The following is a 24,428-nucleotide window of genomic DNA, read 5'->3' as shown; positions in this document are numbered from 1 at the left end:
ATGACAGCACCCTGGAACGACCCCGCCCGCCCCGTCGCCGAACGCGTCGACGCCCTGCTGCAGGAGCTGAGCCTCGAGGAGAAGGCCGGTCAGCTCGGCAGCTACTGGCTGCGCCCCGACCCGGAGGAGGCCACGGGCGGCGCGGCCCCCATGGAGTCCGCCTTCGCCGACGACCGCTCGACCTTCGAGGCCGCGATCGCGCACGGTCTCGGCCACATCACCCGGGCCTTCGGCAGCGCGCCGATCTCGGCCGCGGACGGGGTGGAGCACCTGCGCACCCTGCAGCGCCAGGTCGTGGAGACCTCCCGGCTCGGGATCCCGGCCATCGCCCACGAGGAGTGCCTCACCGGGTTCACCACCCTGGGGGCCACCTGCTACCCGGCCGCGATCGCCTGGGGCGCCGCCTTCGACCCCGAGCTGGTCCGCACCATGGCCCGGCACATCGGCGCCGACATGAAGGGCGTGGGCGTCCACCTCGGCCTCTCCCCCGTGCTCGACGTCGTCCGCGACTACCGCTGGGGCCGCGTCGAGGAGACCGTCGGCGAGGACCCCTACCTCGTGGGCACCCTGACCACCGAGTACGTCCGGGGGCTGCAGGAGGCCGGCGTGATCGCCACCCTGAAGCACTTCGCGGGCTACTCCACCTCCCGCGCCGGGCGCAACCACGCCCCCGTCTCGATCGGACCGCGCGAGTTCCGCGACGTCGTCCTCGTGCCCTTCGAGATGGCCGTCAAGCTCGGGCAGGCCGGCGCGGTGATGAACTCCTACGCGGACGTCGACGGCGTCCCGCCCGTCGCCGACCCCGAGCTGCTCACCACCCTCCTGCGGGAGACCTGGGGCTTCGAGGGCACGGTCGTCTCCGACTACTGGGCCGTGAGCTTCCTGGAGTCCATGCACCACGTCGCCGCGGACCCCCGCGACGCCGGCGTCCAGTCGCTCGCGGCCGGGATGGACGTGGAGCTGCCCGAGACCGGCTGCTTCGCGGACCTCGCCGGCGCCGTGCGCGACGGCGCGCTCGACGAGTCCCTGCTCGACCGCGCGGTGCGGCGGGTGCTGACGCAGAAGGTCGAGCTGGGCCTGCTGGATCCGGGCTTCGACCCCGGCACCGCGGGCGGGGCCGTCGACCTCGACTCCCCGGCGAACCGCCGGCTCGCCCGGCGCATGGCCGAGGAGTCCGTCGTCCTGCTCAAGAACGAGGGCGTCCTGCCGCTGGCCCGCGACACCGCCCGGAAGGTCGCGGTCATCGGCCCCAGCGCCGGGCAGCCCCGCGCGTTCCTCGGCTGCTACAGCTTCACCAACCACGTCCTGTCCCGCTTCGGGGAGTCCGGCACCGGCATCGAGATCACCTCGATCGTCGACGCCCTCGCCGAGGAGTTCGCGGACGGGGGGACCACCTTCCGGCACGCCCGCGGCGTCGACTTCACCGACCCCGACACCAGCGGCATCGCCGAGGCCGTGGCCGCGGCCGAGGAGGCCGACCTCGCGGTCGTCACCGTGGGCGACCTCGCCGGGCTCTTCGGCACGGGCACCTCCGGCGAGGGCTGCGACGTCGTGGACCTGTCCCTGCCCGGCCGGCAGGCCGAGCTCGTCGAGGCCGTGCTCGCCACGGGCACCCCGGTGGTCCTCGTGCTCGTGACGGGCCGCCCCTACAGCCTCGGCGCGTTCGACGACCGCTGCGCGGCCGTGGTGCAGGCCTTCATGCCCGGCGAGGAGGGCGGGCACGCCGTCGCCGGAGTGCTCTCCGGGCGGGTGAACCCCTCCGGGCGGCTGCCCGTGGGGATCCCCCGGCACGTGGGCGGGCAGCCCGGCACCTACCTGACCCCCGCCCTGGGCGGATACTCGGAGGGCGTCTCCAACCTGGACCCTCGGCCGCTGTACCCGTTCGGCCACGGCATCGGCTACTCGAGCTTCTCCTACGACGCGCTCGAGCTGTCCGCGGCCGAGATCGGCACCGACGGCACCGTGGAGGCCGCGGTCACCGTGACCAACACCTCCGGCCGGGCCGGCCAGGAGGTCGTCCAGCTGTACCTGAGCGACCCCGTCGCCCAGGTCGTCCGGCCGCTGAAGATGCTCGTCGGCTTCGCCAAGATCGCGCTGGAGGCCGGGCAGAGCGCCCGCGTGGTCTTCTCCGTCCACGCCGACCGCACCTCGTTCACGGGCCGGGCCGTGCGCCTGATCGTGGAGCCGGGCGAGTTCGTCCTGCGCGCCGGCACCTCCAGCGAGGACCTGCCCCTCGAGGGCCGGTTCACGGTCACCGGCACGGTCCGGGACGTGGAGGACGCCGACCGCGTCCTCACGACCCCCGTCGAGGTCCGCGTCGCCGACCGCGCGCTCGCCGCGTCCGCCGACGCCTCCTGAGCCCGGGGCGCGGGCCGCCGTGCGGCCCGCGCCCCGTCCCACCCGTCCCCGCGAATCCCCCACCCCCCGATGAAGGAAGCCCCGACATGAGCAGACGAGCCCCCCCTCCTCCGCGCCGGAGCGGCCACCGCCGTCGCCGCCCTGTGCCTCACCGCGGTCCCCCAGGCCGCGAGCGCCGCCCCGGAGACCCGGCCCCCCGGCCTGGCGAAGCAGGACACCCTGCGCTGGAACACCCCGAAGGACTTCCGCATCGGCAGCGCCGTGGCCGGCGGAGGCCACCACACCAGCGCCGACTACCCGGAGCCCTTCCCCTCCGACCCCGAGTACCGCTCCGTCCTGGCGCGGGAGTTCAGCTCCCTGACCCCCGAGAACCAGATGAAGTGGGAGTTCATCCACCCCGAGGAGGGGGTCTACGAGTTCGGCCCCGCGGACGACATCGTCGACTTCGCCGAGGCCAACGGGCAGGTCGTGCGCGGCCACACCCTGTTCTGGCACAGCCAGAACCCCGACTGGCTCGAGGAAGGCGACTACACCCCCGACGAGCTGCGCGCCATCCTCAAGGAGCACATCCACACGGTGGTCGGCCACTACGAGGGCCGCATCCAGCAGTGGGAGGTCGCCAACGAGATCTTCGACGACAGCGGGAACCTGCGCCTGCAGGAGAACATCTGGCTGCGGGAGCTGGGCCCGGAGATCATCGCCGACATCTTCCGCTGGGCCCACGAGGCCGACCCGAACGCCCAGCTGTTCTTCAACGACTACAACGTGGAGGGCATCAACGCGAAGTCCGACGCCTACTACGCGCTGATCCAGGACCTGCTCGCGCAGGGCGTGCCGGTCCACGGCTTCGGGATGCAGACCCACCTCGGCCTCCAGTACGGCTTCGACGGGCGCATGCAGCAGAACCTCCAGCGCTTCGACGACCTGGGGCTGGAGACGGCCGTCACGGAGATCGACGTCCGCGGACCGGTCGACGGCGACGACCGGATGACCGACGAGCTGCGCCGGAAGCAGGCCGACTGGTACCGCATGGCCCTCGAGGCGTGCCTGGCCGTGGAGGACTGCAACTCCTTCACCGTGTGGGGCGTGCTCGACGAGCACTCCTGGGTGCCGAACACCTTCCCCGGCTACGGGGACGCCCTGACCATGGAGGGCGACTACGAGCGCAAGCCGGCCTACGACGCCCTCCAGGAGGCCCTGGTCCGCTCGCAGCCCGGCGGCGACGCGAAGTGGGAGCACCACCCCGCGTTCCGCTGAGCCGATCGCCCGGCCCCGGCCGGAGCGCGACGGGGCCCGCTCGTGCGAGCGGGCCCCGTCGTCGTCCCCGGACGGGAGCGGGTCAGCGCCGGTCGATCCAGCGGGCCGGCGAGTCGTAAATGGCCTCGAGGGCCGTGGCGGCCGCGCCGGTCAGGGCGGGATGGGCCTCCGCGGCGGAGCGCTGGATCTCGACGGGCCCCACCTCCGCCGTGAGCGCGTGCGCCTCCAGGACCTCGCGCAGCACGGGCTCCAGCTCCGGGGCGATCGGGGCGAAGTACCCGGAGAGCACGACCGTCGACAGGTCCAGGACGTTCATCGAGTTCGCGAGCACCACGCCGAGGGGCCGCCCGATCATCTCCATGACCGCCTCCCGGCTCTGCAGCCGCTCCGCCGTGGCCGCCACGAGGTCCTCGATCCGGACGTCCTCCGGCAGGCCGGTCCGGCCCCGCAGCGCGTGGTAGCTGGCGTAGGCCTCGAGGCAGCCGCGCCGCCCGCACCGGCACAGCTCCCCGCCGGGGGTGATCGTGACGTGGCCCAGTTCCCCCGCCCAGCCGTGCTCACCGCGGAGGATGCGCCCCTCCAGGACCACGGCGCCGCCGATGCCGGTCTGGCCGTGCAGGAAGAGGAAGGACGCGCCCGGCCGGCGCAGGACCTCGGTGCGCGCGGCGAGCATGCTGTCGTTGCCGGCGGTGAGCCCCGGGCCCCGGAACGCCGGGTGCTCCCGGAGCCGCTCGACCAGCGGGACGTCCTGCCAGGCGAGGTTGGGGGCGGAGAGCACGGTGGCGCGGTCCGTGGAGAGCCGGCCGGGGACCGAGACGCAGATCCCGGCCACGGGCACGTCCCGGCGGGGCGCCAGGGCGGTGTCCAGCAGACCGGCCAGCACGGAGGCGACCTCGTCCACGGACGCCCCGGCGAAGGCCCCGAAACGGGACTCCTCGTGCAGGACGCGGCCGCCGAGATCCGTGACGAGGCACGCGAGGTGGTCGGCGGCGATCTCCAGGCCCACGCCCAGCACGGTCCCCCGGGCCACGGTCAGGGGGATCGTCGGCCGCCCGGACACCCGCGCGGCCGTCTGCCGGCCCTCGACGAGCAGACCCGCCTCGAGCAGCTCCTGCACCAGTTTGGACACGGTGGGCTTCGTGAGCCCGGTGAGCTTGGCGAGCGCGGCGCGCGAGACCGGCGCGTCCGCCCCGGCGACGGCGCGCAGCACGGTGGAGAGGTTGTGCTCCCGCAGGTGGCTCGACTGCACGGACGACTCTCCTCTGGTGCCGAGAGGACCGGGTCCGGCGCGGATCCCGGCCGACCGGACGGCAGAAAATCCGCCGGCGGTCTTCCCCCACGGTATCCCAGCTCCTATAGTAAGTAACGGAAACTAACCAACTGGGAAAGGACCTCCGATGCCCACCTCCTCCCCCGCGACCTCCCTCGCCCCGTCACTCACCCCGTCCCCCGCGGACAAGTTCTCCTTCGGCCTGTGGACCGTGGGCTGGGCCGCCCGCGACCAGTTCGGCACCGCCTCCCGGCCCGAGCTCGACCCCCTCGAGTCCGTGCGCAAGCTCAAGGAGCTCGGCGCCTGGGGCTTCACCTTCCACGACAACGACCTGATCCCCTTCGACGCCACCGAGGCCCAGCGCGAGAAGCTGATCGGGCAGCTGAAGCAGACCATGGACGAGACCGGCATGGTCTGCGAGATGGTCACCACGGACACCTTCGCGGAGCCGATCTTCAAGGACGGCGCGTTCACGTCCAACGACCGGCGGGTCCGGCGCTACGGCCTGCGCAAGGTGCTCCGCAACGTGGACCTCGCCGCCGAGCTCGGCGCCACGACCTTCGTGATGTGGGGCGGGCGCGAGGGCACCGAGTACGACTCCTCCAAGGACCTCTACGCCGCCCTGGACCGCTACGCCGAGGGCATCGACACCGTGGCCGGGTACATCAAGTCCCAGGGCTACGACATGCGCATCGGCCTCGAGCCGAAGCCCAACGAGCCCCGCGGCAACATCTTCCTGCCGACCATCGGGCACGCCCTCGCGTTCATCGACCGACTCGAGAACGGGGACGTCGTGGGCGTGAACCCGGAGACCGGGCACGAGCAGATGGCCACGCTGAACTACACGCACGGCCTCGCCGAGGCGCTGTGGTGCGAGAAGCTGTTCCACATCGACCTCAACGGGCAGAACGGCCCGATGTACGACCAGGACCTGGTGTTCGGCCACGGCAACCTGATCAGCGCCTTCTTCACGGTGGACCTGCTGGAGAACGGGTTCCCGTCCCTGCCGGGCGCCTACCAGGGGGCCCGGCACTTCGACTACAAGCCCTCCCGCACCGAGCACCTCGACGGCGTCTGGGACTCGGCCGCGGCGAACATGCGGATGTACCTGCTGCTGAAGGAGCGGGCGGTGGCCTTCCGCCAGGACCCCGACGTCCAGGAGGCCATGGAGCAGTCCGGCATCCTCGAGCTCGGCGAGCCGACCCTCGCCGAGGGCGAGGACCTCGAGGCGTTCCTCGCCGACCGCAGCGCCTACGAGGACCTCGACCTGACGGGCCCGTCGGAGCGCAACTACGGCTTCGTGCGCCTGCACCAGCTCGCCGTCGAGCACCTCATGGGCGCCCGGGGCTGAGACGCCCGGGGCCGGCACCCACCCCCTCCGGGGTGCCGGCCCCGTCCCGGCCCGGTCCGGCGCACATCCCCCCTGCGCCGGGCCGGGCACTGCGCGTCCCGTCCCGCGGCGCCCTCGCCGCTCCGTCCCGACCCCGCACCGAGGTTCTTCATGGCACGCACCACCGTCCTGGGCATCGACTCCTCCACCCAGTCCACCAAGGCGCTCCTCGTCGACGCCGGCACCGGCGAGGTCCTCGCGCAGCGCCGCGCCCCCCACCCGGACGGGACCGAGGTGGACCCCCGGGCCTGGCTCGCCGCGCTCGACGACGCCGCCGGGCCCTTCCTCGCGGAGGCCGCCGCGGTCTCCGTCGGGGGCCAGCAGCACGGGATGGTCGCCCTCGACGAGCACGACGCCGTGGTGCGCGACGCCCTGCTGTGGAACGACACCCGCTCGGCGCCGCAGGCCCGCGGGCTCGTCGAGGAGATGGGCGGTGCGGCCGCCTGCGCCGAGGAGCTCGGCAGCGTGCTGGTCGCGTCCATGACGTCCACCAAGCTGCGCTGGATGGCGGAGCACGAGCCGGAGCACGCCGCCCGCACCCACCGGGTGCTGCTGCCCCACGACTACCTGTCCCACCACCTCGACGCCGGCCGGTCGTCCTTCTTCACCGACCGCGGCGACGCCTCCGGGACCGGCTACTTCTCCACGCGCACCGGCGCCTGGGAGCACGCCCTCGTGGAGCAGGCGCTCGGCCACGACCTCGAGCTCCCGCAGGTGGCCGCCGCCCCGAACGCGGTCATGGGCCGCACGGCCGCGGGGGCGGTGCTCGCGGCCGGCACGGGCGACAACATGGCCGCCGCGCTGGGCGTCACGCTCGGCCCCGGCGACGTGTCCCTGTCGATCGGCACCTCCGGGGTCGCGGCCATGGTCTCGGAGACCCGCACCGCGGACCCCAGCGGGCTGGTGACCGGCTTCGCCGACGCCACCGGCCGCTACCTGCCCATGGCCACGACCCTCAACGCCGCCCGGATCCTGGAGTTCGGGGCCCGGGTGCTGGGCGTCGACCACGCGGGCCTCGCCGAGCTCGCCCTCGCGGGCCGTCCCGGGGCGGGCGGCGTCACCCTGCTCCCCTACCTCGACGGGGAGCGCACGCCCGACCGGCCCGAGGCCCGCGCCACCCTGCACGGGATGTCCTCGCGCACCGGCCGGGAGGACATCGCCCGGGCCTGCGTGGAGGGCCTGCTCTGCTCCCTCGCCGACGGCGTGGCCGCGCTCGAGCGGGCCACCGGCACCGCTGCGGAGCGGATCCTCCTGATCGGCGGCGGCGCGCAGTCCGAGGCGGTGCGCCGGCTCGCCCCGGCCGTGCTCGGCCGTCCCGTGCTCGTCCCCGCCCCGGCGGAGTACGTGGCCCTCGGCGCCGCCCGGCAGGCCGCCTGGGCCCTCTCGGGCGAGGACGAGCCCCCGGCCTGGGCGCTCGCCGGCGCCCGGCAGTACGAGGCCGAGCCGACGCCCGGGGTCCTGGAGGCCTACCGCACGCTGCGCGACCGGACCGCCGGCTGGTCCCGGCCCCCGGCCGGCGCCCACCCCCAGCGGTGAGACCGGCCCGCGGTCCGGCGGGGCGCCGCCCGACGGGCGGGAGACCACCGTCCGCACCCCGGCCGCCCCGGTCGGTCTGAGCCCGCGGGCGCTCGACCTCGGCGCCGCGGTCCGGGCCCCGCACCTGCCCGGCCGGACCGGTCAGCCCAGCGCCTCCTCCAGCGCGGCCAGCACCTCGGACGCGCTCCCGGCGTCGAGGAGGGCCCGCCGGCAGGACTCCCCGGCCAGGGCCTCGGAGAGCTCGGCCAGCAGCTCCAGGTGCTCCTCCCCGGAGCGCTCCTCCGGGAGGGAGATCAGGAAGACCAGGTGGACCGGTTCGCCGTCCAGCGCGTTCCACTCCACGCCGTCCCGGCTGCGGGCGAACGCGATCATCGGCCGCTCGGCACCGGCGGACTTGGCGTGCGGCAGGGCCACGCCGTTGCCCACCCCGGTGGACCCCTCCTCCTCCCGGGCCAGGGCCGCCGCGACGGTGCTGTCGGCGTCGTACGCCCGCCCCGTGTGCGCGCCGAGCTCGGCGAGCTGCCGGATGACGCCGTCCCGGTCCGCCCCGTGGACGTCCAGGAGCACGGTCGACTCGCTCAGGTGGTCCAGGACGGAGCCGGAGCGCCCCGGGGAGTCGTCCTCGGCGCGGGAGGTCCTGTCGCTCATGTGCTGTCCCATCGGTGGAGGTGGACGGGCGGCGCGGTCCCACCGCGCTGCCCGCGGCACCGCTGCGCCCTCGTGCGGGCCAACCTACGGCGGCCGGGCCCCGGCGTCCACCGGTCCGCGCGGATTCCGATCCCGACGGCAAATATTGTTGAACAATCCTGGGGGACAGGGCATGCTGGAGGGACCGACGTGACAAGGAGCACAGCATGCCCCCCTCCGACATCGACCTCAACGCGGACTGCGGCGAGTCGCTCAGCGCCTGGGCCATGGCCGGCGACGAGGCCGTCCTGCACGTGGTCACCAGCGCCAACGTGGCCTGCGGCTTCCACGCGGGGGACCCGACGGTCGCCCGCCGGACCTGCACCGTGGCCGCCGAGCAGGGCGTGGCCGTGGGCGCGCAGGTCTCCTACGACGACCTCAAGGGCTTCGGCCGCCGCTTCATCGCCGTGCCCCGGGCGGAGCTGACCGACCAGCTGGTGTACCAGATCGGCGCCCTCCAGGCCCTGGCCCGCGCCTCGGGCACCGGGGTGAGCTACGTCAAGCCGCACGGCGCCCTGTACAACGCGATCGTCCACCACGAGGAGCACGCAGGAGCGGTGGTGGACGCCGTGCGCGACGTCGACGACGCCCTGCCCCTGCTGGTGCTGCCCGGCTCCGAGATCGAGCGCCAGGCGCGGGCGGCCGGGCTGCGCACGGTCCGCGAGGCCTTCGCCGACCGCGGCTACACGCCGCAGGCCACGCTCGTGCCCCGCACCGAGGCCGGCGCCGTCCTGCACGACGCCGACGAGATCGCCGCCCGCGTGGTGCGGATGGCCGTCGAGGGCGTGGTCGAGGCCGTCGACGGCTCCCTCGTGGCGGTGGACGCCCAGAGCATCTGCGTGCACGGGGACACCCCCGGGGCGCTGGCCATCGCCGAGCGCGTGCGCCGCGCCCTCGAGGAGGCCGGCCTGCGGGTCGGGAGCTTCCTGTGAGCGGGCCGGCCCCCGCGGGGCCCCGCCGGGTCCGGCCGCTCGGCCCGCGGGCGGCGCTGGTCGAGTGCGCCGACCTGCACGACGCCGTGGCGGTGCACGCCCGGCTCGCCGCCGCGGACCTGCCCGGGCTCGTGGACTGCGTGGCCGGCGCGGAGACCGTGGTGGTGCGCGCGAGCACCACCGATGCGCTGCGGGGAGTCGTCCGCGCCGCCCGCGCCGTCCCCCGCGGGAGCGCCGGGGCCGGCGGGGCCCGCACCGTGACCATCGACGTCGTCTACGACGGCGAGGACCTGGCGGCGGTCGGCGAGCTCACGGGCCTCGGCGCGGACGGGGTGGTCCGGTTCCACACCGGGCAGGCGTGGACGGCCGCCTTCGCCGGCTTCGCGCCCGGCTTCTTCTACTGCGTGGGCGAGGACGGTCCCGACGTCCCGCGCCGGGGCACGCCGCGCACCGCCGTCCCCGCCGGCTCGGTGGCCCTGGCCGGCCGGTTCTCCGCCGTCTATCCCCGCAGCTCCCCCGGCGGCTGGCAGCTCATCGGCCGCTCCGCGGCCCGGATGTTCGACCTCGACCGCGAGGACCCCGCCCTGCTGCGCCCCGGGGACCGGGTGCGCTACCGGCCCGTGCGCGAGCTCGTGGAGGTCGCCGCGACCGCAGCCCGGACCGCCCCGGTGCGGGGGCCCCACCTGACGGTCGGCACCCCCGGGCTGCAGACCCTCGTCCAGGACGGCGGCCGGGCGGGCTCCGCCGCGCTGGGCGTGTCCCCCTCGGGCGCGCTCGACGCCACCGCCGCCGGGTCGGCCAACCGGCTCGTGGGCAACGGTCCGGGGGCGGCGGTGCTGGAGCACCTGCTCGGCGGGCTCGAGCTGACCGCCCACGGGGAGCACGTCCTGGCGGTCACCGGCGCGCGGGCGGCGCTGACGGTCACGGGCCCGGCCCCGTGGCGGCCCCCGCCCGGCACCCCCTTCGCCCTGCGCGACGGCGAACGGCTGGCCGTCGGCACCGTGACGGCCGGGGCGCGGGTCTACGTGGGCGTCCGCGGCGGGATCACGGTCCCGCCGGTGCTGGGCAGCCGCTCCGCGGACACGCTCGCGGGGCTGGGCCCGGCCCCCCTGGCCGCCGGCGACGCCCTGCCGGTCGGACCGGAGCCGGGCACCGCCGTCCGGCCCCCCGAGCCGGCGCCCGCCCCGGCCGCGGTGCCCGCGGTCCGCGTGGTCCCGGGCCCCCGCGACGACTGGTTCACCCCCGCCGCCGTGGCCTCCTTCTTCGCGCAGGAGTGGGAGCTGACCGCGTCCTCCGACCGCGTGGGCGCCCGGCTCTCCGGCGAGCCGCTGGAGCGGGTGCGCACGGACGAGCTGCCCAGCGAGGGGACCGTGCCCGGCTGCGTCCAGGTCCCGCCCGCGGGCCTGCCGGTCGTCCTGCTGCAGGACGCGCCCACCACCGGCGGCTACCCCGTGCTCGGGGTGGTGCACCCGGAGGACCTCGCCGTGCTCGCCCAGCTGCGCCCCGGCGGGCGCCTGCGCTTCACCCGGCTGCCGGCGCCCGATCTCGGCCCGCCGCCCGCGGAGGACCCCGGGCCCGCCACCGCGCAGGCCGAACCCGACAGCACCGCCACCAGCACGTCCACCGACATGTCCACCGACACCTCCCGGGAGTAGCACCGTGCGCAAGATCCTGATCGCCAACCGCGGGGAGATCGCCGTCCGCGTCGTCCACGCCTGCGCCGAGGCCGGCCTCGAGTCCGTGGCCGTCTACGCCGACCCCGACGCCGACGCCCCGCACGTCCTCCTGGCCGACGAGGCGTACGCCCTGGAGGGCACCTCGGCCGCCGAGACCTACCTGGACGGGGACGAGGTGCTCGCGATCGCGCGCCGGTGCGGCGCCGACGCCGTGCACCCGGGCTACGGGTTCCTCTCCGAGAACGCCGGGTTCGCCCGGGCGGTGATCGAGGCCGGTCTCACCTGGATCGGCCCCTCCCCCGAGACGATCGTGCTGCTGGGGGACAAGGTCGCCGCCCGCGAGATCGCCCGGCGCGCGGGCGCCCCGCTCGTGCCGGGCAGCGACGGCCCGGTCGAGTCGCCGGAGGACGCCCGGGCCTTCGCGCAGGAGCACGGCCTGCCGGTGATCGTGAAGGCCGCCCACGGCGGCGGGGGCCGCGGCATGCGCGTGGTCCGGGAGCTCGACGAGGTCGAGGACGCCTTCCGCTCGGCCGCCCGCGAGGCGCAGAGCGCGTTCGGCCGCGGCGAGTGCTTCGTGGAGCGTTTCCTGGACCGCCCGCGGCACGTGGAGGCGCAGGTCGTGGCCGACTCCCACGGCCACGTCGTCGTGCTCGGGACCCGGGACTGCTCCCTGCAGCGCCGCCACCAGAAGCTCGTCGAGGAGGCCCCCGCGCCGTTCCTCTCGGACGACCAGCGCGAGCGGATCGCGGCCGCCGCCGAGGGCATCTTCCGGGAGGCCGGGTACGTGGGGGTGGGCACCGCCGAGTTCCTCGTGGCCCCGGACGGGCTGATCTCCTTCCTGGAGGTCAACACCCGGCTCCAGGTGGAGCACCCGATCACCGAGGAGGTCTACGGCGTGGACCTGGTCCGCGCCCAGCTGACCGTGGCCGCCGGGGACCCGCTGCCCGTGCTCGAGACCCCGGTCCCGCGCGGGCACGCGTTCGAGTTCCGGATCAACGCCGAGGACCCCGGCCGCGGCTTCCTGCCCTCCGGGGGCACGGTCGAGGCCGTCGACACCCCGACCGGCCCGGGCGTGCGCGTGGACTCCGGGGTGCACCGCGGCACCCGGGTGGCCACGACCTTCGACTCGCTGCTGCTCAAGCTCGTCGTCAGCGCACCCACCCGCGAGCAGGCGCTCGTGCGGGCCCGCACCGCCCTGCGCGAGCTGCGGGTGCACGGCGTGGCCACCACGGTCCCGTTCCACCGCGCCGTGCTGGACGCCCCCGCCTTCGCCGGGGGCGAGGGGCTCGGGGTGTGGACCACGTGGATCGAGGACGAGTTCGCCGGCCGGCTCGCCCCGGACGCCGAGTACGCCCGCGCGGACGAGCCGGGCCGCACCCGCTTCACGGTGGACGTGGACGGGCGGCGCGTGAGCATCGGGATCCCCGACGCCCTCGCCGCGGCCCTGGGCTCCGCCCCCGCGGCGTCGGAGGCCGCCCCCGCGGGGGCGCAGCCCGCCGACGACGGCGCCGTCACCGCGCCCTTCGCGGGCACGCTCGTCTCGTGGCTGGTGGCCGAGCAGGACGACGTCGAGGCGGGCCAGGACGTCGCCGTGCTGGAGGCCATGAAGACCGAGACCCGGGTGTCCGCGCCGCGGGCCGGCACGGTCCGGGAGCTCGCGGTGGGACCGGGGGACGCGGTGACCGCCGACCAGGTGCTGGCCCGCCTCTCCTGACCGGGCTCCGTCCCCGGGGTGCCCGGACCTCCCCGGGGGCTCACTCGGGGAGCAGCTCCTCGAGGGACGGGGCCTCCTCGATGAGTCCGTGCTGGACGGCGAGGTCCGCGAGCTCCTGCACGGACTGCCGGTTCACCTCGGTGGGGTAGGCGGGCAGGACGAGCTGGTCGATCAGCTCCTCGTCGAGCTGCGTGTAGCTGGGCAGCACGGCCCGGACCTCGTCGGGGTTGTCCTGCGCGAACTGCAGCGACTTCTCGATGGCGGCCCGGAACGCCTCGACGGTCTCGGGCTCCTGGGCCAGCACGTCCTCGGTGGTGAAGTACACGGCCACCGTCAGGTCCTCGATCGGGAACGCGTAGTTGGAGACCGCCGAGCGCGCCCCGTCCTGCATGGCGATGGTCCGGAACGGCTCGATCGAGCCGATCGCGTCCACCTCGCCCCGCTCCAGGGCCGCCGGCATGTCGGGGAGCGGGACCTCGACGAACTCGACGTCCCCGGGGTCCCCGCCCTGCGCCTCGATGGCCGCGCGGATGGTGGTGTCGCTGATGTTGTTCAGGGTGTTCACCCCGACGGTCCTGCCCTGCAGGTCCGCGGCGTCCTGGATGTCGCTGTCCTCGCGCACCAGGACGTCGGCGAAGTCCTCGCCCTGGACCCCGGTGGAGTTGTTGGCGTTGGCGATGATCTGCAGCGGCAGCCCCTGGGACCGGGCGACGATCAGCGACGTCACGTTGCTGAAGCCGAAGTCCATCTCCCCGCTGACCACGGACGGGACGATGGCCGCACCGCCCTGGGCCTGGGTGATGTCGAGCTCCAGGCCCTCCTCCTCGAAGAAGCCCTGCTCGATCCCGAGGTAGAGGGGTGCCACGTCGGTGCTCGCGATGACGCCCACGCCGACCCTGGTCAGCTCGCCGTCCCCGGCCGCTCCGCCGCCGGACTCCCCTCCCCCGCACGCGGTCACCGTCAGGACGGCCGCCGTGGCGAGTGCTGCACCGGTCTTCTGCATCGAAGCCTCCAGGGAGTGGGTCGGACGTCCTGACAGCGTAGAGGACGGCCTGGTCCGCCACCAGGGTGCCGCCGCACGGCCGGGCGCCCCCGGGATGTCAGGATGGGGATCGATGAACACCGTGCAGAACGAGTTCCTGACGACGGCCGTCGCCCAGGCCGGGCCCGCCCCGCAGGGCGAGGCCATCCCGTGGGCGGTGGACGTGCTGCGCCAGGGCGTCGTGGCCGGCCGGCTGCCGCCCGGGACCCGGCTCTCGGAGGCCCGGGTCAGCGAGGCGCTGCGGGTCTCCCGCAACACCCTGCGCGAGGCGTTCACGATCCTGGTCGGGGAGAACCTGCTGGTGCGGGTGCCCAACCGCGGCGTCTCGGTGGCCCGGCCCGGCGCGGACGACGTGCGGGAGATCCACCGGGTGCGGCTCGCGCTGGAGACCTCGGCGCTGCGCTGGTCGGACCCGGTCCCGCAGCCGGGCCTGCACGCCGCCGTCGAGGACGGCCGCGCCGCCCGCGACCGCCGGGACGTCACCGGCATGGCCGACGCGAACCAGCAGTTCCACCGCGGCGTGGTGGAGCTGGCCGGCTCGCCGCGCCAGGATGAGCTGATGTCCCGGACCCTCGCGGAGATGCGACTGGTGTTCTACTCCATGCGCCAGGACCCGTCCTTCCACGCGCCCTGGATCGAGCGCAACGCCCGGATCCTCGAGCTCTTCGAGCAGGGCCGGCGCGAGGAGGCCGCCGTGCAGATGCACGACTACCTGGAGGCCTCCCGGCAGCAGCTGCTGGACGTCCTGGAGGGCCCCGCGCCGGCCGCGCTCAGGGGACCTGGTACTGCCAGTCGGGCAGGTCGGTGACCAGCATGTGGCCCGGGGCGTGGCCGAGGGCGAACGGCACCCCGGACTCGAGCACCGCCGCCTGGGGCGTCACCCCGCAGGCCCAGAACACGGGGACGTGGCCGTCCGGGATCTGCACCGCGTCCCCGTAGTCGGGGGCCCCGAGGTCCCGGATGCCCAGCTCCTGCGGGGCGCCGACGTGCACCGGGGCGCCGTGCACGGCGGGATAGCGGGAGGTGATGCGCACCGCGTCGGCCACCCGGGAGGCGGGGATCGCCCGCATGGACACGACCAGCGGGCCGGACAGCCGCCCGGCGGGCGCGCACGGGACGTTCGTGCGGTACATCGGGACGTTGACGCCCTGGTCGATGTGGGCGATCGGGATCCCGGCCTCCTGCAGGGCCGCCTCGAAGGTGAAGCTGCAGCCGAGGGCGAAGGTCACGAGGTCCTCGCGCCACACGTCGAGCAGGTCGGTGCGGGTGCCCGCCGCCTCTCCGTCCCGGTAGACGGTGTAGAGGGGGACGTCGGTGCGGACGTCGCCGCCGCCCAGCAGCGGCCCGGTCACCTCGCCGGCCTCGAGCACGCCGAGCACCGGGCACGGCTTGGGGTTGCGCTGGGCGAAGAGCAGGACGTCGAAGGCCCAGTCCGCGGGGACGACGATCAGGTTGGCCTGCGCGAAGCCGTCGCACCAGCCCGACGTGGGCGTGACCAGGCCGCTGCGGAACATCGCCCGGGCGGCGCCCGGGGCCAGGGCGGCCCGGTCCCGCCGGGCCTGCGTGCTGTCCGGTCCCACGGCGATCACGCCCACAGCGCGGCGATGCCGCTGAGGGACTGGTAGCCCAGGAAGATGGTGAGCAGCCACACCACGGTGCCGATCAGCGCGAGCCACTTGGGGTACTCGTAGCCGCCCAGCAGGTCCCGCCGGCGCCAGGCCACCCACAGCAGCACCGCGAAGCCCAGCGGCAGGATGAGCCCGTTGACGGCGCCCGCCACGATGAGCAGCGTGGACGGCGCCTGGCCGAGCAGGGCGAACACGGTGGCGGAGACCAGGATGAAGGCGATGGTCATCAGGTTCCGGGTGCGCGGCTTCGTCCGGGAGGTGGTGAGGAAGGACACCGAGGTGTAGGCGGCGCCGATGACCGAGGAGATGGACGCGGCCCACAGGATGACCCCGAACAGGCGCAGGCCGACCTCCCCGGCGGCGGAGCGGAACGCCTGGGCGGCGAGGTTCTCGCCCGTGAGCTGGGCGCCGCCGGCGACCACCCCGAGGATCGCCAGGAACAGCAGGAAGCGCATGACCCCGGTGAGCACGATGCTCACCACGGAGCTGCGGGAGATCTGCTTGACGCTCTCCACGCCGGTGATCCCGGCGTCGACGATGCGGTGGGCGCCCGCGTAGGTGATGTACCCGCCCACGGTCCCGCCGATGAGGGTCGTGATGATCAGGAAGTCCACGTTCTCGGGCAGCACCACGTTGCGCAGCGCCTCCCCCACCGGGGGCCGCGAGACGAACGCGACGTAGCTCGTCACGAGGATCATGAGCACGCCGAGGACCACCACGATCCGGTCCAGGGCCACGCCCGCGCGCTTGCTGACGAACACGCCCACCGCGATCAGCGCCGTGATGATGCCTCCCCAGGTGGGGTCGAGGCCGAGCAGCGCGTCGAGGCCGAGCCCGCCGCCGGCGGTGTTGCCGATGTTGAAGACGAGCCCGCCGGTGGCCACGAGCGCGGCGATGAACCAGCCGAGGCCCGGCAGCACGCGGTTGCCGAGCTCGTGCGCCTTGAGCCCGGAGACGCCGATGATCCGCCACACGTTCAGCTGCACCGCGATGTCGACGACGATGGAGATGACGATGGCGAACGCGAAGGCGGCGCCCAGCTGGACGGTGAAGTTCGCGGTCTGGGTGATGAACCCGGGGCCGATGGCGCTGGTGGCCATCAGGAAGAGGGCGCCGAGCAGGGCGGAGCGGTTCACGGCCCGCATCGCCGCGGGGCTGCTGACGGCGCCGCGGCCCTCCGGGACGGGCGGGACGGGGGCGGAGCTGGACATGCGGCCTCCTCGGGACGGGGGCGACCTGCGCCGGGGCACGGCGCCGGCCACCCTGGACGTGGCCGCGGTCACTCTCGTGCCAGTGTAGTGATTGTTGAACAATCTGAACAGGGCCTCCGCCGCTTCTCCGCCTGGACACGCAGCGGCCCCCGGGACAGGCTGGGTCCGGATCCCCGCCCCTCGACGACCGGGAGCAGCGCATGCACGACGACGGGTCCGCGGGTGCCGTGGACGTCCTGCTCCCGGCGCCGGCGTCCCCCGGGTTCCTCCGGGACTTCCTGGCCTCCCAGGCCGTGCCCGGGTGCGACGACCTCGCGGGCGGCGCCCACCGGCGCCCCGTCGTGGTGGACGGAGCCGTCCGCACGGTGACGGTCGACTGGAGGGGCCTCACTCCGGCCGGTCTGCCGGTGCGCGTGGGGCCCGGGGCGGCGGAGACCCTGGAGCCCGTGCTGGAGCGGGTGCGCCGCTGGCTCGGCGAGGGCACGGAGTCCCCCGCGGCGGACCGCGCCCTGGCGGCCGACCCCGTGCTCGCCGCGGACGTGCGCGCCTGGCCCCTGATCCGGCTGCCCGGTGCACCGGACGGCTTCGAGACGGCAGTCCTGACCGTACTGGGGCAGCAGGTCTCCCTCGCCGCGGCCCGCACCTTCGCCGGGCGCCTGGTCCGCCACCACGGCACGCCCGTGACCGGCGGCGCCACCGCCTTCCCGACGGCCCGCCGGATCGCCGGGACGGACCCGGCCCGGCTGCAGCGGGACGTGGGCGTCACCACCCGCCGGGCCGCGACCGTGCACGCGCTCGCCGTGGCGGTCCGCGACGGACTCGTCCTCGACGCCCCGCCGGGACGTGCCGGCGTGCCGGCCGGGGAGGACGCAGCCGTGCTGCGCGAGCGCCTGCTGGCCCTGCCCGGCATCGGCCCGTGGACGGCCGGGTCGATCTCGCTGCGCGTCCTGGGCGACCCCGACGTCTTCCTGCCCCAGGACCTGGTCCTGCGGCGCGCGCTCGGGGCGGCCGGGGCGGCCGCCGCCGCGGCGACCGCGTCCGCCTGGAGCCCCTGGCGCAGCTACGCCGTGATGCGGCTGTGGGCCCGCGCGGCGTTCCCGGACTCGGCCGCCCTGCCCGCCGGCGGGGACCGCGCAGCGCCCGGCGGCCCCGGCCCCGCCGGGGGCCCCGGAGGGTCCGGGGCCCGCTGAGCCCGGCCGGCGGCGCGGGTCTGCCGCGCGGGCCGGCTGCTAGGCCGAGCCGGGCACGAGGTCCCGGCTCTCGGCGAAGTGGCAGGCCGCCGGGTGGCCCTGGCCGCGGTCCACGAGCTCCGGCTCCTGCTCGGCGCACACGTCCTGCGCCTTCCAGCACCGCGTCCGGAACCGGCACCCGGAGGGCGGGTTCGCGGGACTGGGCAGGTCGCCGCTGAGCATGATCCGCTCGCGCCCCCCGCGCAGGGCGGGCTCGTGGACCGGCACCGCGGAGAGCAGGGCCTGCGTGTACGGGTGGGCGGCCCGGTGGTAGATCGCGTCCCGGTCGCCCGTCTCCACCACCTTGCCCAGGTACATCACCGCGACCCGGTCGCTGAGGTGGCGCACCACCGAGAGGTCGTGGGCGATGAAGAGGAAGGACAGGCCGAACTCGTCCTGCAGGTCCTGCAGCAGATTGATGACCTGCGCCTGGACGGAGACGTCCAGGGCCGAGACCGGCTCGTCGCAGATGATCACCTCGGGGCGCAGGGCCAGGGCCCGTGCGATCCCGATGCGCTGCCGCTGGCCCCCGGAGAACTGGTGCGGGTACCGGTTGGCGTAGTCGGGCCGCAGCCCCACCCGCTCCAGCAGCTCCCGGACCGTGGCCGCGCGGTCCTGCCGCGCCACGGCGTTGGGGTGCACGTCCCAGGCCTCGGCCACGATGTCCCCCACCGTCATCCGCGGGTTGAGGGACGAGTAGGGGTCCTGGAAGATGATCTGCACGTTGCGGCGGTACTCCCGCAGCTGCCGCGAGGACATCGCGGCCACGTCCCGGCCCTTGTACAGGACCTGGCCCGCGGTGGGCTGCTGCAGCGCCATGATGAGCTTCGCCACGGTGGACTTGCCGGAGCCGGACTCGCCCACGAGCCCCAGGGTCTCCCCCGGGCCGAGGGTCATGCTCACGCCGTCCACCGCCTGGACCTGGCCCACGGTCCGCCGCAGCAGCACCCCCTGGGTGAGGGGGAAGTGCTTGGTGAGCCCGCGCAGCTCCAGGAGGGGCGCGTCCGCCGTCGTCGGCAGGGTGTCACTCATGCTCGAGCTCCTCGCTGTAGTGGCACGCGGCCGTCCGGCCCGGCACGACCTCGCGCAGCACCGGGACGTCCGCGGCGCAGTCCTTGCCCGGTGCCGCCGTCCGCCCGAACCGGGCCATGGGGCAGCGCGGGTGGAACGCGCAGCCGGCGGGGACGGCGGAGAGGTCCGGCGGGGTCCCGGCGATGGGCAGGAGCCGCTCGCCCTGGGACTCGAGGCTGGGCATCGAGGACATCAGCCCCCGGGTGTAGGGGTGCAGGGGCGCCGAGAGCACCTCGTCGACCGTGCCGTTCTCCACGATGCTGCCCGCGTACATCACCGCCACCCGGTCGGCGACCTCGTTGACCACCCCCAGGTCGTGGGTGATGAGGATGACGCCCATCCCGGTCTGCGTGCGGAGCTCGGTGAGCAGGTCCATGATCTGGGCCTGGACGGTGACGTCGAGCGCGGTGGTCGGCTCGTCGGCGATCAGGATGTCCGGGTCCAGGGCGATGGCCATCGCGATCATCACGCGCTGGCGCATGCCGCCGGAGAACTGGTGCGGGAAGTCGCCCACGCGCTCCCGGGCCGCGGGGATCCCCACGCGCTCCATGAGCTCGATCGCCCGGGCCTTCGCCTCCTGCCGGGAGGCGCCCCGGTGGGCGCGGAACAGCTCGCCGATCTGGTGGCCCACGGAGAAGACCGGGTTCAGCGCGGAGAGGGCGTCCTGGAAGACCATGGCGATGCCCGGCCCCCGCACCGCCCGCTGGTCCCGGCGGCTCATGCCCAGCAGGTCCTCGCCGTGGAAGCGGATCTCGCCGTGCGTGATGCGGGCGGGCGGGATGTCGAGGATGCCCATGACGGCCTGGGCGCTGACGCTCTTGCCGGAGCCGGACTCCCCGACGATCGCGAGGGTCTCGCCGGCCCGGACGGTGTAGCTGATCCCGTTGACGGCCCGGACGGTGCGCCGGCGGGAGCGGAACTCCACCGCGAGGTCGTCGACCTCGAGCACGGGGCCCGCCGCGCCGCCCGGCGGCGCGGGCACGGGGGCGGGGGTGGGAGCGGGGACGGAGGAGGGTGTCATCGGCGCAACTTCGGGTCGAGGGCGTCGCGCAGCGCGTCGCCCATGAGGATGAACGAGAGCACGGTCAGGGACAGGAACAGCGACGGGAAGAGGATCAGGTGCGGGGCGTCGCGCAGCCTGTTCTGCGCCGCGTTGATCTGCAGACCCCAGGAGATCTCGGGCAGCTGCAGGCCCACGCCCAGGAAGGTGAGCGTCGCCTCGGAGGCGATGATCGTGCCGACCGCGATGGTGGAGTAGACCAGGACGGGCGCCACGGCGTTGGGCAGGATGTGCTTGGTGAGGATCCGGCCGGTCCGCGCGCCCAGCGCCCGGGCTGCCTGGACGTAGTCGGCCTCCTTGACCCCGATCACGTTGGAGCGGACCAGGCGCATGGCCGTCATCCAGCCGAACGCGATCAGCGCGAGGGAGACCTCGAGCACCCCGCGCTCGGGCAGCACGGAGAGCAGGATGATGGCGCCCAGGATGAGCGGCAGGCCGTAGAAGATGTCGGTGATCCGGGCGAGCAGCGAGTCGAGCCAGCCGCCGTAGTAGCCGGCGAGCGCGCCCACCACCACGCCGATGGCCAGGGTGCCCAGGACGGCGAGGAAGCCGATGGCCAGGGAGATGCGCGCGCCGTGCACCACGTTCGAGTAGTAGTCGCAGCCCTGGACGTCGTAGCCGAACGGCGCCCCGGGCTGCGGGCCCTCCCCCGAGCGGCCGAGGCTGCAGGCCCGCGGGTCCACCGAGGTGAACACCTGCGGGGCGAGGGCCATCACCGCGAACACGACGAAGAGCAGGGCCCCCACCAGGAAGAAGGGGTTGCGGAGCAGGCCCTTCCAGGCGTCCCGCCACAGGCTGACCTGCTCGATGTCCCCCGCGGCCGCCGCCGAGGCGATCTCGTCGGCGCGGTCGTCCACGCGGTCGGAGAAGGTCTCGTGGTGGGCGTCCCGCTCCTCGCGGACGCTCTCCGGACGCGGCTCATTCATAGCGGATCCTCGGGTCGAGGGCGGCGTAGAGGACATCGACCACCAGGTTGAAGAAGATGTAGAAGAAGACGAACAGGGTGACGATCCCGACGACGACGGCGCCCTCCTGCCGCAGCACCGCGTCGTAGACCGCCCGGCCGAGACCGGGGATGTTGAACACCGACTCGGTGACGATGGCCCCGCCCATGAGGGCGCCGAGGTCGGCGCCGATGAAGGTGACCACCGGGATGAGGCTGTTGCGCAGGGTGTGCTTGCCGACCACCGACACCTCGCTGAGGCCCTTGGCGCGCGCCGTGCGCACGTAGTCGCTCTGCAGGTTCTCCGCGAGGCTCGTGCGGGTCAGCCGGGCCACGTAGGCGAGCGAGAGCGCCGCGAGCACGAAGCCGGGCAGGACGTAGCTGTACCAGCCGTCCGAGATGCCGGCGATGGGGAACCAGCCGAGCCGTACGCCGAAGACGTACTGGGCGAGGAAGCCGAGGACGAAGACGGGGATGGACACGACCACCGTGGTGGAGACCAGCACGAGGTTGTCGAAGAAGGATCCGCGCCGCAGGCCAGCCAGCACGCCGGCGAGGATGCCGATGAGGATCTCGAAGGCCACGGCCACGAGGGCCAGCCGGGCCGTCACCGGCAGCCGGTCCACGATCGTGTCGAGGACGGGACGGCCCGAGAAGTCGGTGCCGAAGTCGCCCTGCACCAGGCCGCCCAGGTACTTGGCGTACTGGATCAGCAGCGGGTCGTCGAGGTTGTACTCGGTGCGCAGCTGCGCCTGCACGGCCTCGGACAGCGGCCGGTCGCCGGCCAGCGCCCGGATGGGATCGCCGGGCAGCGCGTAGACCATCGAGAAGATGAGCAGGGACGCGCCCAGCAGCACCGGGACGGTCAGCAGCAGACGGCGGAGGACGTACCGCCCCATGGGTCTCCTTGTGTGTGCGGAGGTGTTGCGCGGACAGGTGGGCCCGGGGCGCCCCGTGCGGGGCGCCCCGGGTCAGGGTCGGATCACTCCGAGGTGACGACGACGTCCTCGACCTCGACGCGGCCGAAGCTGTTGACGTAGACCTCCTCCACGTTCTCCGAGTGTGCGTACTGCACGAGCCCGAAGAACAGCGGCGTGGCCGGCATGTCGGCCACGAGCAGGTCCTCGGCCTCCTGGTAGGCCTGGATCGCCGTGTCGATCGAGTCGGCGGCGTTGCCCTCCTGCAGCTTGGCGTCGAACTCCTCGTTCGAGTAGAACGTCACGTTCGAGCCGGCCGGCGGCAGGGCCGCCGTGGAGTACGTCGGGCCGAGCATGTTCTCCATGACCGGGTAGTCCATGATCCAGCCGGAGCGGAACGGGCCGGTCATGCCCTTCTCGTCCTGCTTGGGCAGGTACTCCGCGAACTGGAGGTCGCCGCGCAGCTGGTACTCGACGCCCAGGTTCTCGCGGAGCTGGTTGCCGACGGCCTGCATCCACTCCTCGTGGCCGGCGCCGGCGTTGAACCACAGGTCCACGGGCTCGGACTTGTCGAAGCCCGCCTCGTCGAGCATCCGGTTGGCCTCCTCGACGTTCAGCTCGCACGCGTCGCAGGCGTCCTCGCGGTGGCCGTCGATCACGGGCGAGACGAAGGACGCGGCCGGGGTGCGGGAGCCCTGGAAGATCGCGTCGGTGATCGCCTGCCGGTCGATGGCCATGGAGAAGGCGCGGCGGACCTCCGGGTCGGCGAAGCGCTCGTCGTAGGTCGGGAAGCCGAGCGCGGTGATGTCGCCGCGCGGGGTGGTCTTGAACCGCTCGCCGAACTGGTCCTCGGCGGAGGCGATGGCGTCCGGCGGGATCTGGTCGACCACGTCGAGCGAGCCGGCCTGGAGGTCGTTGTAGGCGGTGTTGATCTCGGTGTAGACGCGGAACTCCACGGCGGCGGCCTTGGCCGGCTCGTCGCCGCCGAACTCGTCGTAGCGGGTGAGCGTGATGCCCTGGCCCTCCTGGAAGGCCTCGTCCGCCTTGAACGGGCCGTTGCCGATCGGCTGCTCGCCGAAGCCCTCGGGGTCCTCGAAGAACGCCTCCGGCATCGGGAAGAACGCGGTGTAGCCGACGGTGGTCGGCCACTGCGCGTAGGGCTCGCTGAGGGTGACCTCGAAGGTCTGCTCGTCGACGACGCGCAGGCCGGACATCTCGGTGGCGGTGGGGCTCGCGCCCTCCTCGCCCTGGAGGGCGTCGTAGCCCTCGACGTTGGAGAAGAAGTAGGAGTTGCCCTGCGCGTTCTCGCTGTTGGCCACGTAGTTCCACGAGTCCACGTAGCTCTGGGCGGTCACCGGGGACCCGTCGTGGAAGGTCCAGCCGTCCTTGAGGCTGACCGTCCACGTCGTCTGGTCCTCGGACTCGATCGACTCCGCGACGCCGGTGTAGACGGCCTCGTTGGACTCCCGGTCGTACTCGACCAGGCCGGTCCAGAGGGCGTCGACGACCTGACCGCCCTCCGTCTCGCCGGTGTTGCCGGGCAGCAGCGGGTTCTCGGGCTCCCCGATGTACACGCTGAAGGTGCCGTCGCCGCCGCCCTCGGCGGCGGTGCCCCCGCCGTCTCCCCCGCCGCACGCGGTGAGCAGCAGGGCTCCGGAGAGCGCCACTGACGTGCCCGCGATCCGCTTCGTTCTCATCGTTTCCTCCATGGGTCGATACGGGCCCGCCAGGAGTGCTGGGTTCGCAGTCCGAGGGGGACGGGGCCACGCCGGGGCGAGCACGGGGCTCGCGTCGTGGAGCACGGGGCTCCGGGTCCGACGTGACGGAGATCACCGTCCGCCGCACCCAGAAGAAATCTATGTGGTCCGTTCGGGGGACGACAGCAGACACGCCAGGAGAAACAGGAACCGCCGGTATCAGTTACCCATTCGTAACAACAAGGCCGGGCTCCGAGCCCCCGCGGGGCGGAGGTCGGCTCAGCCGGCGACGGCCAGTCCCCCTGTCCCCGCCCCGAGAGCGGCGGAGCGCAGCACGGAGCGCACCTCGTCCAGCTCCGTCGCGGAGGCCTCGGCGAGGAGGCAGAGCGGGACGCCGTGCCGCGCCGCCCAGCGGATCTCGGCGCGCAGGGCGCCCACCGCCCGGTCCAGTGCCCAGCGCGCCGACTCGAGGGCGCCGTCGAGGGGGGCGACGTCGAGACCGATGCCCACCTCCTCGCCGGAGGCCACGGCGTCGAGGACGTGGTCGAGCGCCCACTCCGCGGCCTCCACCTCTCCCGCCGCGGTGAAGACCCGCTGGAGGAGCCCGGCGGGGTGCAGACCGAGGCCGTCGTCCTGGCGGTCGGGGGCAGCGTCGTCGGGGTGCTCCGGGAGCAGCGGGACGTGGACGGGGTCGACCGACCGGAACGCCGGCCGGGGGGACAGTGCACTGCTCATCATCGAACCTTCCTCAGGACCTGCGACCGCGCCCTCCACCCGGCGCCCGGCGCGGGTCGGAGAGGCCTGCTCCCA

At 74.3% G+C, this 24,428-nt stretch carries 20 protein-coding genes; 9 read left to right on the top strand and 11 right to left on the bottom strand.

Annotated elements, in window-relative coordinates; translation table 11 throughout:
• Both ACZ2G1_RS14250 and ACZ2G1_RS14245 read left to right on the top strand, forming a co-directional pair.
• On the top strand, window positions 1-2,358 hold the full coding sequence (locus tag ACZ2G1_RS14250; RefSeq protein WP_144835757.1) for a glycoside hydrolase family 3 N-terminal domain-containing protein: 2,358 nt from the start codon (window positions 1-3) through the stop codon (window positions 2,356-2,358).
• A 261-nt stretch (window positions 2,359-2,619) separates the two neighbouring features.
• Window positions 2,620-3,615, top strand: coding sequence for an endo-1,4-beta-xylanase (locus ACZ2G1_RS14245; RefSeq protein ID WP_470377043.1), 996 nt, complete (start codon window positions 2,620-2,622; stop codon window positions 3,613-3,615).
• An 82-nt stretch (window positions 3,616-3,697) separates the two neighbouring features.
• On the opposite strand, the gene ACZ2G1_RS14240 is transcribed toward ACZ2G1_RS14245, so the two are convergent.
• The gene (locus ACZ2G1_RS14240; protein WP_115163433.1) at window positions 3,698-4,864 is read right to left on the bottom strand and encodes an ROK family transcriptional regulator; all 1,167 of its coding nucleotides are present in this window, start codon (window positions 4,862-4,864) and stop codon (window positions 3,698-3,700) included.
• Window positions 4,865-5,012: 148 nt separating this feature from the next.
• Between ACZ2G1_RS14240 and xylA the strand changes: the two genes are divergently transcribed.
• Entirely contained in the window at window positions 5,013-6,236 is a 1,224-nt protein-coding gene (gene xylA / locus ACZ2G1_RS14235) for a xylose isomerase (RefSeq protein WP_017833164.1), read from the top strand.
• Between the two features lie 150 nt (window positions 6,237-6,386).
• The gene (xylB, locus tag ACZ2G1_RS14230) at window positions 6,387-7,811 is read left to right on the top strand and encodes a xylulokinase (protein WP_109243174.1); all 1,425 of its coding nucleotides are present in this window, start codon (window positions 6,387-6,389) and stop codon (window positions 7,809-7,811) included.
• A 141-nt stretch (window positions 7,812-7,952) separates the two neighbouring features.
• Here xylB and ACZ2G1_RS14225 read toward each other — a convergent pair whose 3' ends face one another.
• A complete protein-coding gene (locus ACZ2G1_RS14225) occupies window positions 7,953-8,459 on the bottom strand; it encodes a PTS sugar transporter subunit IIA (protein ID WP_017833162.1) in 507 nt (168 codons plus the stop codon).
• A gap of 206 nt (window positions 8,460-8,665) precedes the next feature.
• Between ACZ2G1_RS14225 and ACZ2G1_RS14220 the strand changes: the two genes are divergently transcribed.
• From ACZ2G1_RS14220 to ACZ2G1_RS14210, 3 genes are read left to right on the top strand one after another with little or no spacing between them, the layout of a single operon-like run.
• Entirely contained in the window at window positions 8,666-9,430 is a 765-nt protein-coding gene (locus tag ACZ2G1_RS14220) for a LamB/YcsF family protein (RefSeq protein WP_035923428.1), read from the top strand.
• Complete coding sequence (locus ACZ2G1_RS14215) at window positions 9,427-11,085, top strand: 5-oxoprolinase subunit B/C family protein (RefSeq protein ID WP_470377042.1); 1,659 nt, start codon at window positions 9,427-9,429, stop codon at window positions 11,083-11,085. Before ACZ2G1_RS14220 ends, ACZ2G1_RS14215 begins: the two co-directional genes overlap by 4 nt.
• Before the next feature lie 4 nt (window positions 11,086-11,089).
• Window positions 11,090-12,820, top strand: coding sequence for an acetyl/propionyl/methylcrotonyl-CoA carboxylase subunit alpha (locus ACZ2G1_RS14210; protein ID WP_035923430.1), 1,731 nt, complete (start codon window positions 11,090-11,092; stop codon window positions 12,818-12,820).
• Between the two features lie 40 nt (window positions 12,821-12,860).
• Here the strand turns inward: ACZ2G1_RS14210 and ACZ2G1_RS14205 are convergent, their stop codons facing one another.
• Window positions 12,861-13,823: an ABC transporter substrate-binding protein gene (locus tag ACZ2G1_RS14205; RefSeq protein ID WP_115163428.1), complete on the bottom strand. Its 963-nt coding sequence runs from the start codon at window positions 13,821-13,823 to the stop codon at window positions 12,861-12,863.
• A 112-nt stretch (window positions 13,824-13,935) separates the two neighbouring features.
• On the opposite strand from ACZ2G1_RS14205, the gene ACZ2G1_RS14200 reads away from it, so the two are divergent.
• Complete coding sequence (locus tag ACZ2G1_RS14200) at window positions 13,936-14,670, top strand: GntR family transcriptional regulator (protein WP_217905330.1); 735 nt, start codon at window positions 13,936-13,938, stop codon at window positions 14,668-14,670.
• Here the strand turns inward: ACZ2G1_RS14200 and ACZ2G1_RS14195 are convergent.
• The gene (locus tag ACZ2G1_RS14195) at window positions 14,633-15,376 is read right to left on the bottom strand and encodes a putative hydro-lyase (RefSeq protein WP_229588624.1); all 744 of its coding nucleotides are present in this window, start codon (window positions 15,374-15,376) and stop codon (window positions 14,633-14,635) included. The genes ACZ2G1_RS14200 and ACZ2G1_RS14195 overlap by 38 nt on opposite strands.
• Window positions 15,377-15,447: 71 nt before the next feature.
• Window positions 15,448-16,701 carry an NRAMP family divalent metal transporter gene (locus ACZ2G1_RS14190; protein WP_373994745.1) on the bottom strand — a complete coding sequence of 418 codons (1,254 nt, stop codon included), beginning with the start codon at window positions 16,699-16,701 and terminating at the stop codon, window positions 15,448-15,450.
• A 200-nt stretch (window positions 16,702-16,901) separates the two neighbouring features.
• On the opposite strand from ACZ2G1_RS14190, the gene ACZ2G1_RS14185 reads away from it, so the two are divergent.
• Entirely contained in the window at window positions 16,902-17,891 is a 990-nt protein-coding gene (locus ACZ2G1_RS14185; RefSeq protein WP_470377041.1) for a DNA-3-methyladenine glycosylase family protein, read from the top strand.
• A 39-nt stretch (window positions 17,892-17,930) separates the two neighbouring features.
• Here ACZ2G1_RS14185 and ACZ2G1_RS14180 read toward each other — a convergent pair whose 3' ends face one another.
• From ACZ2G1_RS14180 to ACZ2G1_RS14155, 6 genes are all read right to left on the bottom strand, one after another.
• A complete protein-coding gene (locus ACZ2G1_RS14180; protein ID WP_284562878.1) occupies window positions 17,931-18,962 on the bottom strand; it encodes an ABC transporter ATP-binding protein in 1,032 nt (343 codons plus the stop codon).
• Window positions 18,955-20,022: an ABC transporter ATP-binding protein gene (locus tag ACZ2G1_RS14175; RefSeq protein ID WP_031282879.1), complete on the bottom strand. Its 1,068-nt coding sequence runs from the start codon at window positions 20,020-20,022 to the stop codon at window positions 18,955-18,957. Before ACZ2G1_RS14175 ends, ACZ2G1_RS14180 begins: the two co-directional genes overlap by 8 nt.
• Window positions 20,019-20,987 carry an ABC transporter permease gene (locus ACZ2G1_RS14170; protein ID WP_109221407.1) on the bottom strand — a complete coding sequence of 323 codons (969 nt, stop codon included), beginning with the start codon at window positions 20,985-20,987 and terminating at the stop codon, window positions 20,019-20,021. The genes ACZ2G1_RS14175 and ACZ2G1_RS14170 overlap by 4 nt, the downstream gene beginning before the upstream one ends.
• Window positions 20,980-21,903 carry an ABC transporter permease gene (locus ACZ2G1_RS14165; protein ID WP_017833150.1) on the bottom strand — a complete coding sequence of 308 codons (924 nt, stop codon included), beginning with the start codon at window positions 21,901-21,903 and terminating at the stop codon, window positions 20,980-20,982. Before ACZ2G1_RS14165 ends, ACZ2G1_RS14170 begins: the two co-directional genes overlap by 8 nt.
• A gap of 83 nt (window positions 21,904-21,986) precedes the next feature.
• Window positions 21,987-23,618 carry a peptide ABC transporter substrate-binding protein gene (locus tag ACZ2G1_RS14160; protein WP_043738875.1) on the bottom strand — a complete coding sequence of 544 codons (1,632 nt, stop codon included), beginning with the start codon at window positions 23,616-23,618 and terminating at the stop codon, window positions 21,987-21,989.
• Window positions 23,619-23,897: 279 nt separating this feature from the next.
• The gene (locus tag ACZ2G1_RS14155; RefSeq protein WP_017833148.1) at window positions 23,898-24,356 is read right to left on the bottom strand and encodes a hypothetical protein; all 459 of its coding nucleotides are present in this window, start codon (window positions 24,354-24,356) and stop codon (window positions 23,898-23,900) included.
• Window positions 24,357-24,428 lie beyond the last annotated feature (72 nt).

Source organism: Kocuria sp. KKT182, from assembly GCF_055635395.1.
The sequence above is the reverse complement of the archived record's forward strand: the minus strand, read 5'-3'. Positions and strand labels throughout refer to the sequence as shown.

What these genes read in the sequence shown, in the direction of transcription:
- ACZ2G1_RS14250 (WP_144835757.1), top strand. Translation starts at nt 1, where the DNA reads ATGACAGCACCCTGGAACGACCCCGCCCGCCCCGTCGCCGAACGCGTC.
- xylA (WP_017833164.1), top strand. Translation starts at nt 5,013, where the DNA reads ATGCCCACCTCCTCCCCCGCGACCTCCCTCGCCCCGTCACTCACCCCG.
- xylB (WP_109243174.1), top strand. Translation starts at nt 6,387, where the DNA reads ATGGCACGCACCACCGTCCTGGGCATCGACTCCTCCACCCAGTCCACC.
- ACZ2G1_RS14225 (WP_017833162.1), bottom strand. Translation starts at nt 8,459, where the DNA reads ATGAGCGACAGGACCTCCCGCGCCGAGGACGACTCCCCGGGGCGCTCC.
- ACZ2G1_RS14220 (WP_035923428.1), top strand. Translation starts at nt 8,666, where the DNA reads ATGCCCCCCTCCGACATCGACCTCAACGCGGACTGCGGCGAGTCGCTC.
- ACZ2G1_RS14205 (WP_115163428.1), bottom strand. Translation starts at nt 13,823, where the DNA reads ATGCAGAAGACCGGTGCAGCACTCGCCACGGCGGCCGTCCTGACGGTG.
- ACZ2G1_RS14200 (WP_217905330.1), top strand. Translation starts at nt 13,936, where the DNA reads ATGAACACCGTGCAGAACGAGTTCCTGACGACGGCCGTCGCCCAGGCC.
- ACZ2G1_RS14195 (WP_229588624.1), bottom strand. Translation starts at nt 15,376, where the DNA reads ATGTTCCGCAGCGGCCTGGTCACGCCCACGTCGGGCTGGTGCGACGGC.
- ACZ2G1_RS14190 (WP_373994745.1), bottom strand. Translation starts at nt 16,701, where the DNA reads ATGTCCAGCTCCGCCCCCGTCCCGCCCGTCCCGGAGGGCCGCGGCGCC.
- ACZ2G1_RS14185 (WP_470377041.1), top strand. Translation starts at nt 16,902, where the DNA reads ATGCACGACGACGGGTCCGCGGGTGCCGTGGACGTCCTGCTCCCGGCG.
- ACZ2G1_RS14180 (WP_284562878.1), bottom strand. Translation starts at nt 18,962, where the DNA reads ATGAGTGACACCCTGCCGACGACGGCGGACGCGCCCCTCCTGGAGCTG.
- ACZ2G1_RS14175 (WP_031282879.1), bottom strand. Translation starts at nt 20,022, where the DNA reads ATGACACCCTCCTCCGTCCCCGCTCCCACCCCCGCCCCCGTGCCCGCG.
- ACZ2G1_RS14170 (WP_109221407.1), bottom strand. Translation starts at nt 20,987, where the DNA reads ATGAATGAGCCGCGTCCGGAGAGCGTCCGCGAGGAGCGGGACGCCCAC.
- ACZ2G1_RS14165 (WP_017833150.1), bottom strand. Translation starts at nt 21,903, where the DNA reads ATGGGGCGGTACGTCCTCCGCCGTCTGCTGCTGACCGTCCCGGTGCTG.
- ACZ2G1_RS14160 (WP_043738875.1), bottom strand. Translation starts at nt 23,618, where the DNA reads ATGAGAACGAAGCGGATCGCGGGCACGTCAGTGGCGCTCTCCGGAGCC.
- ACZ2G1_RS14155 (WP_017833148.1), bottom strand. Translation starts at nt 24,356, where the DNA reads ATGATGAGCAGTGCACTGTCCCCCCGGCCGGCGTTCCGGTCGGTCGAC.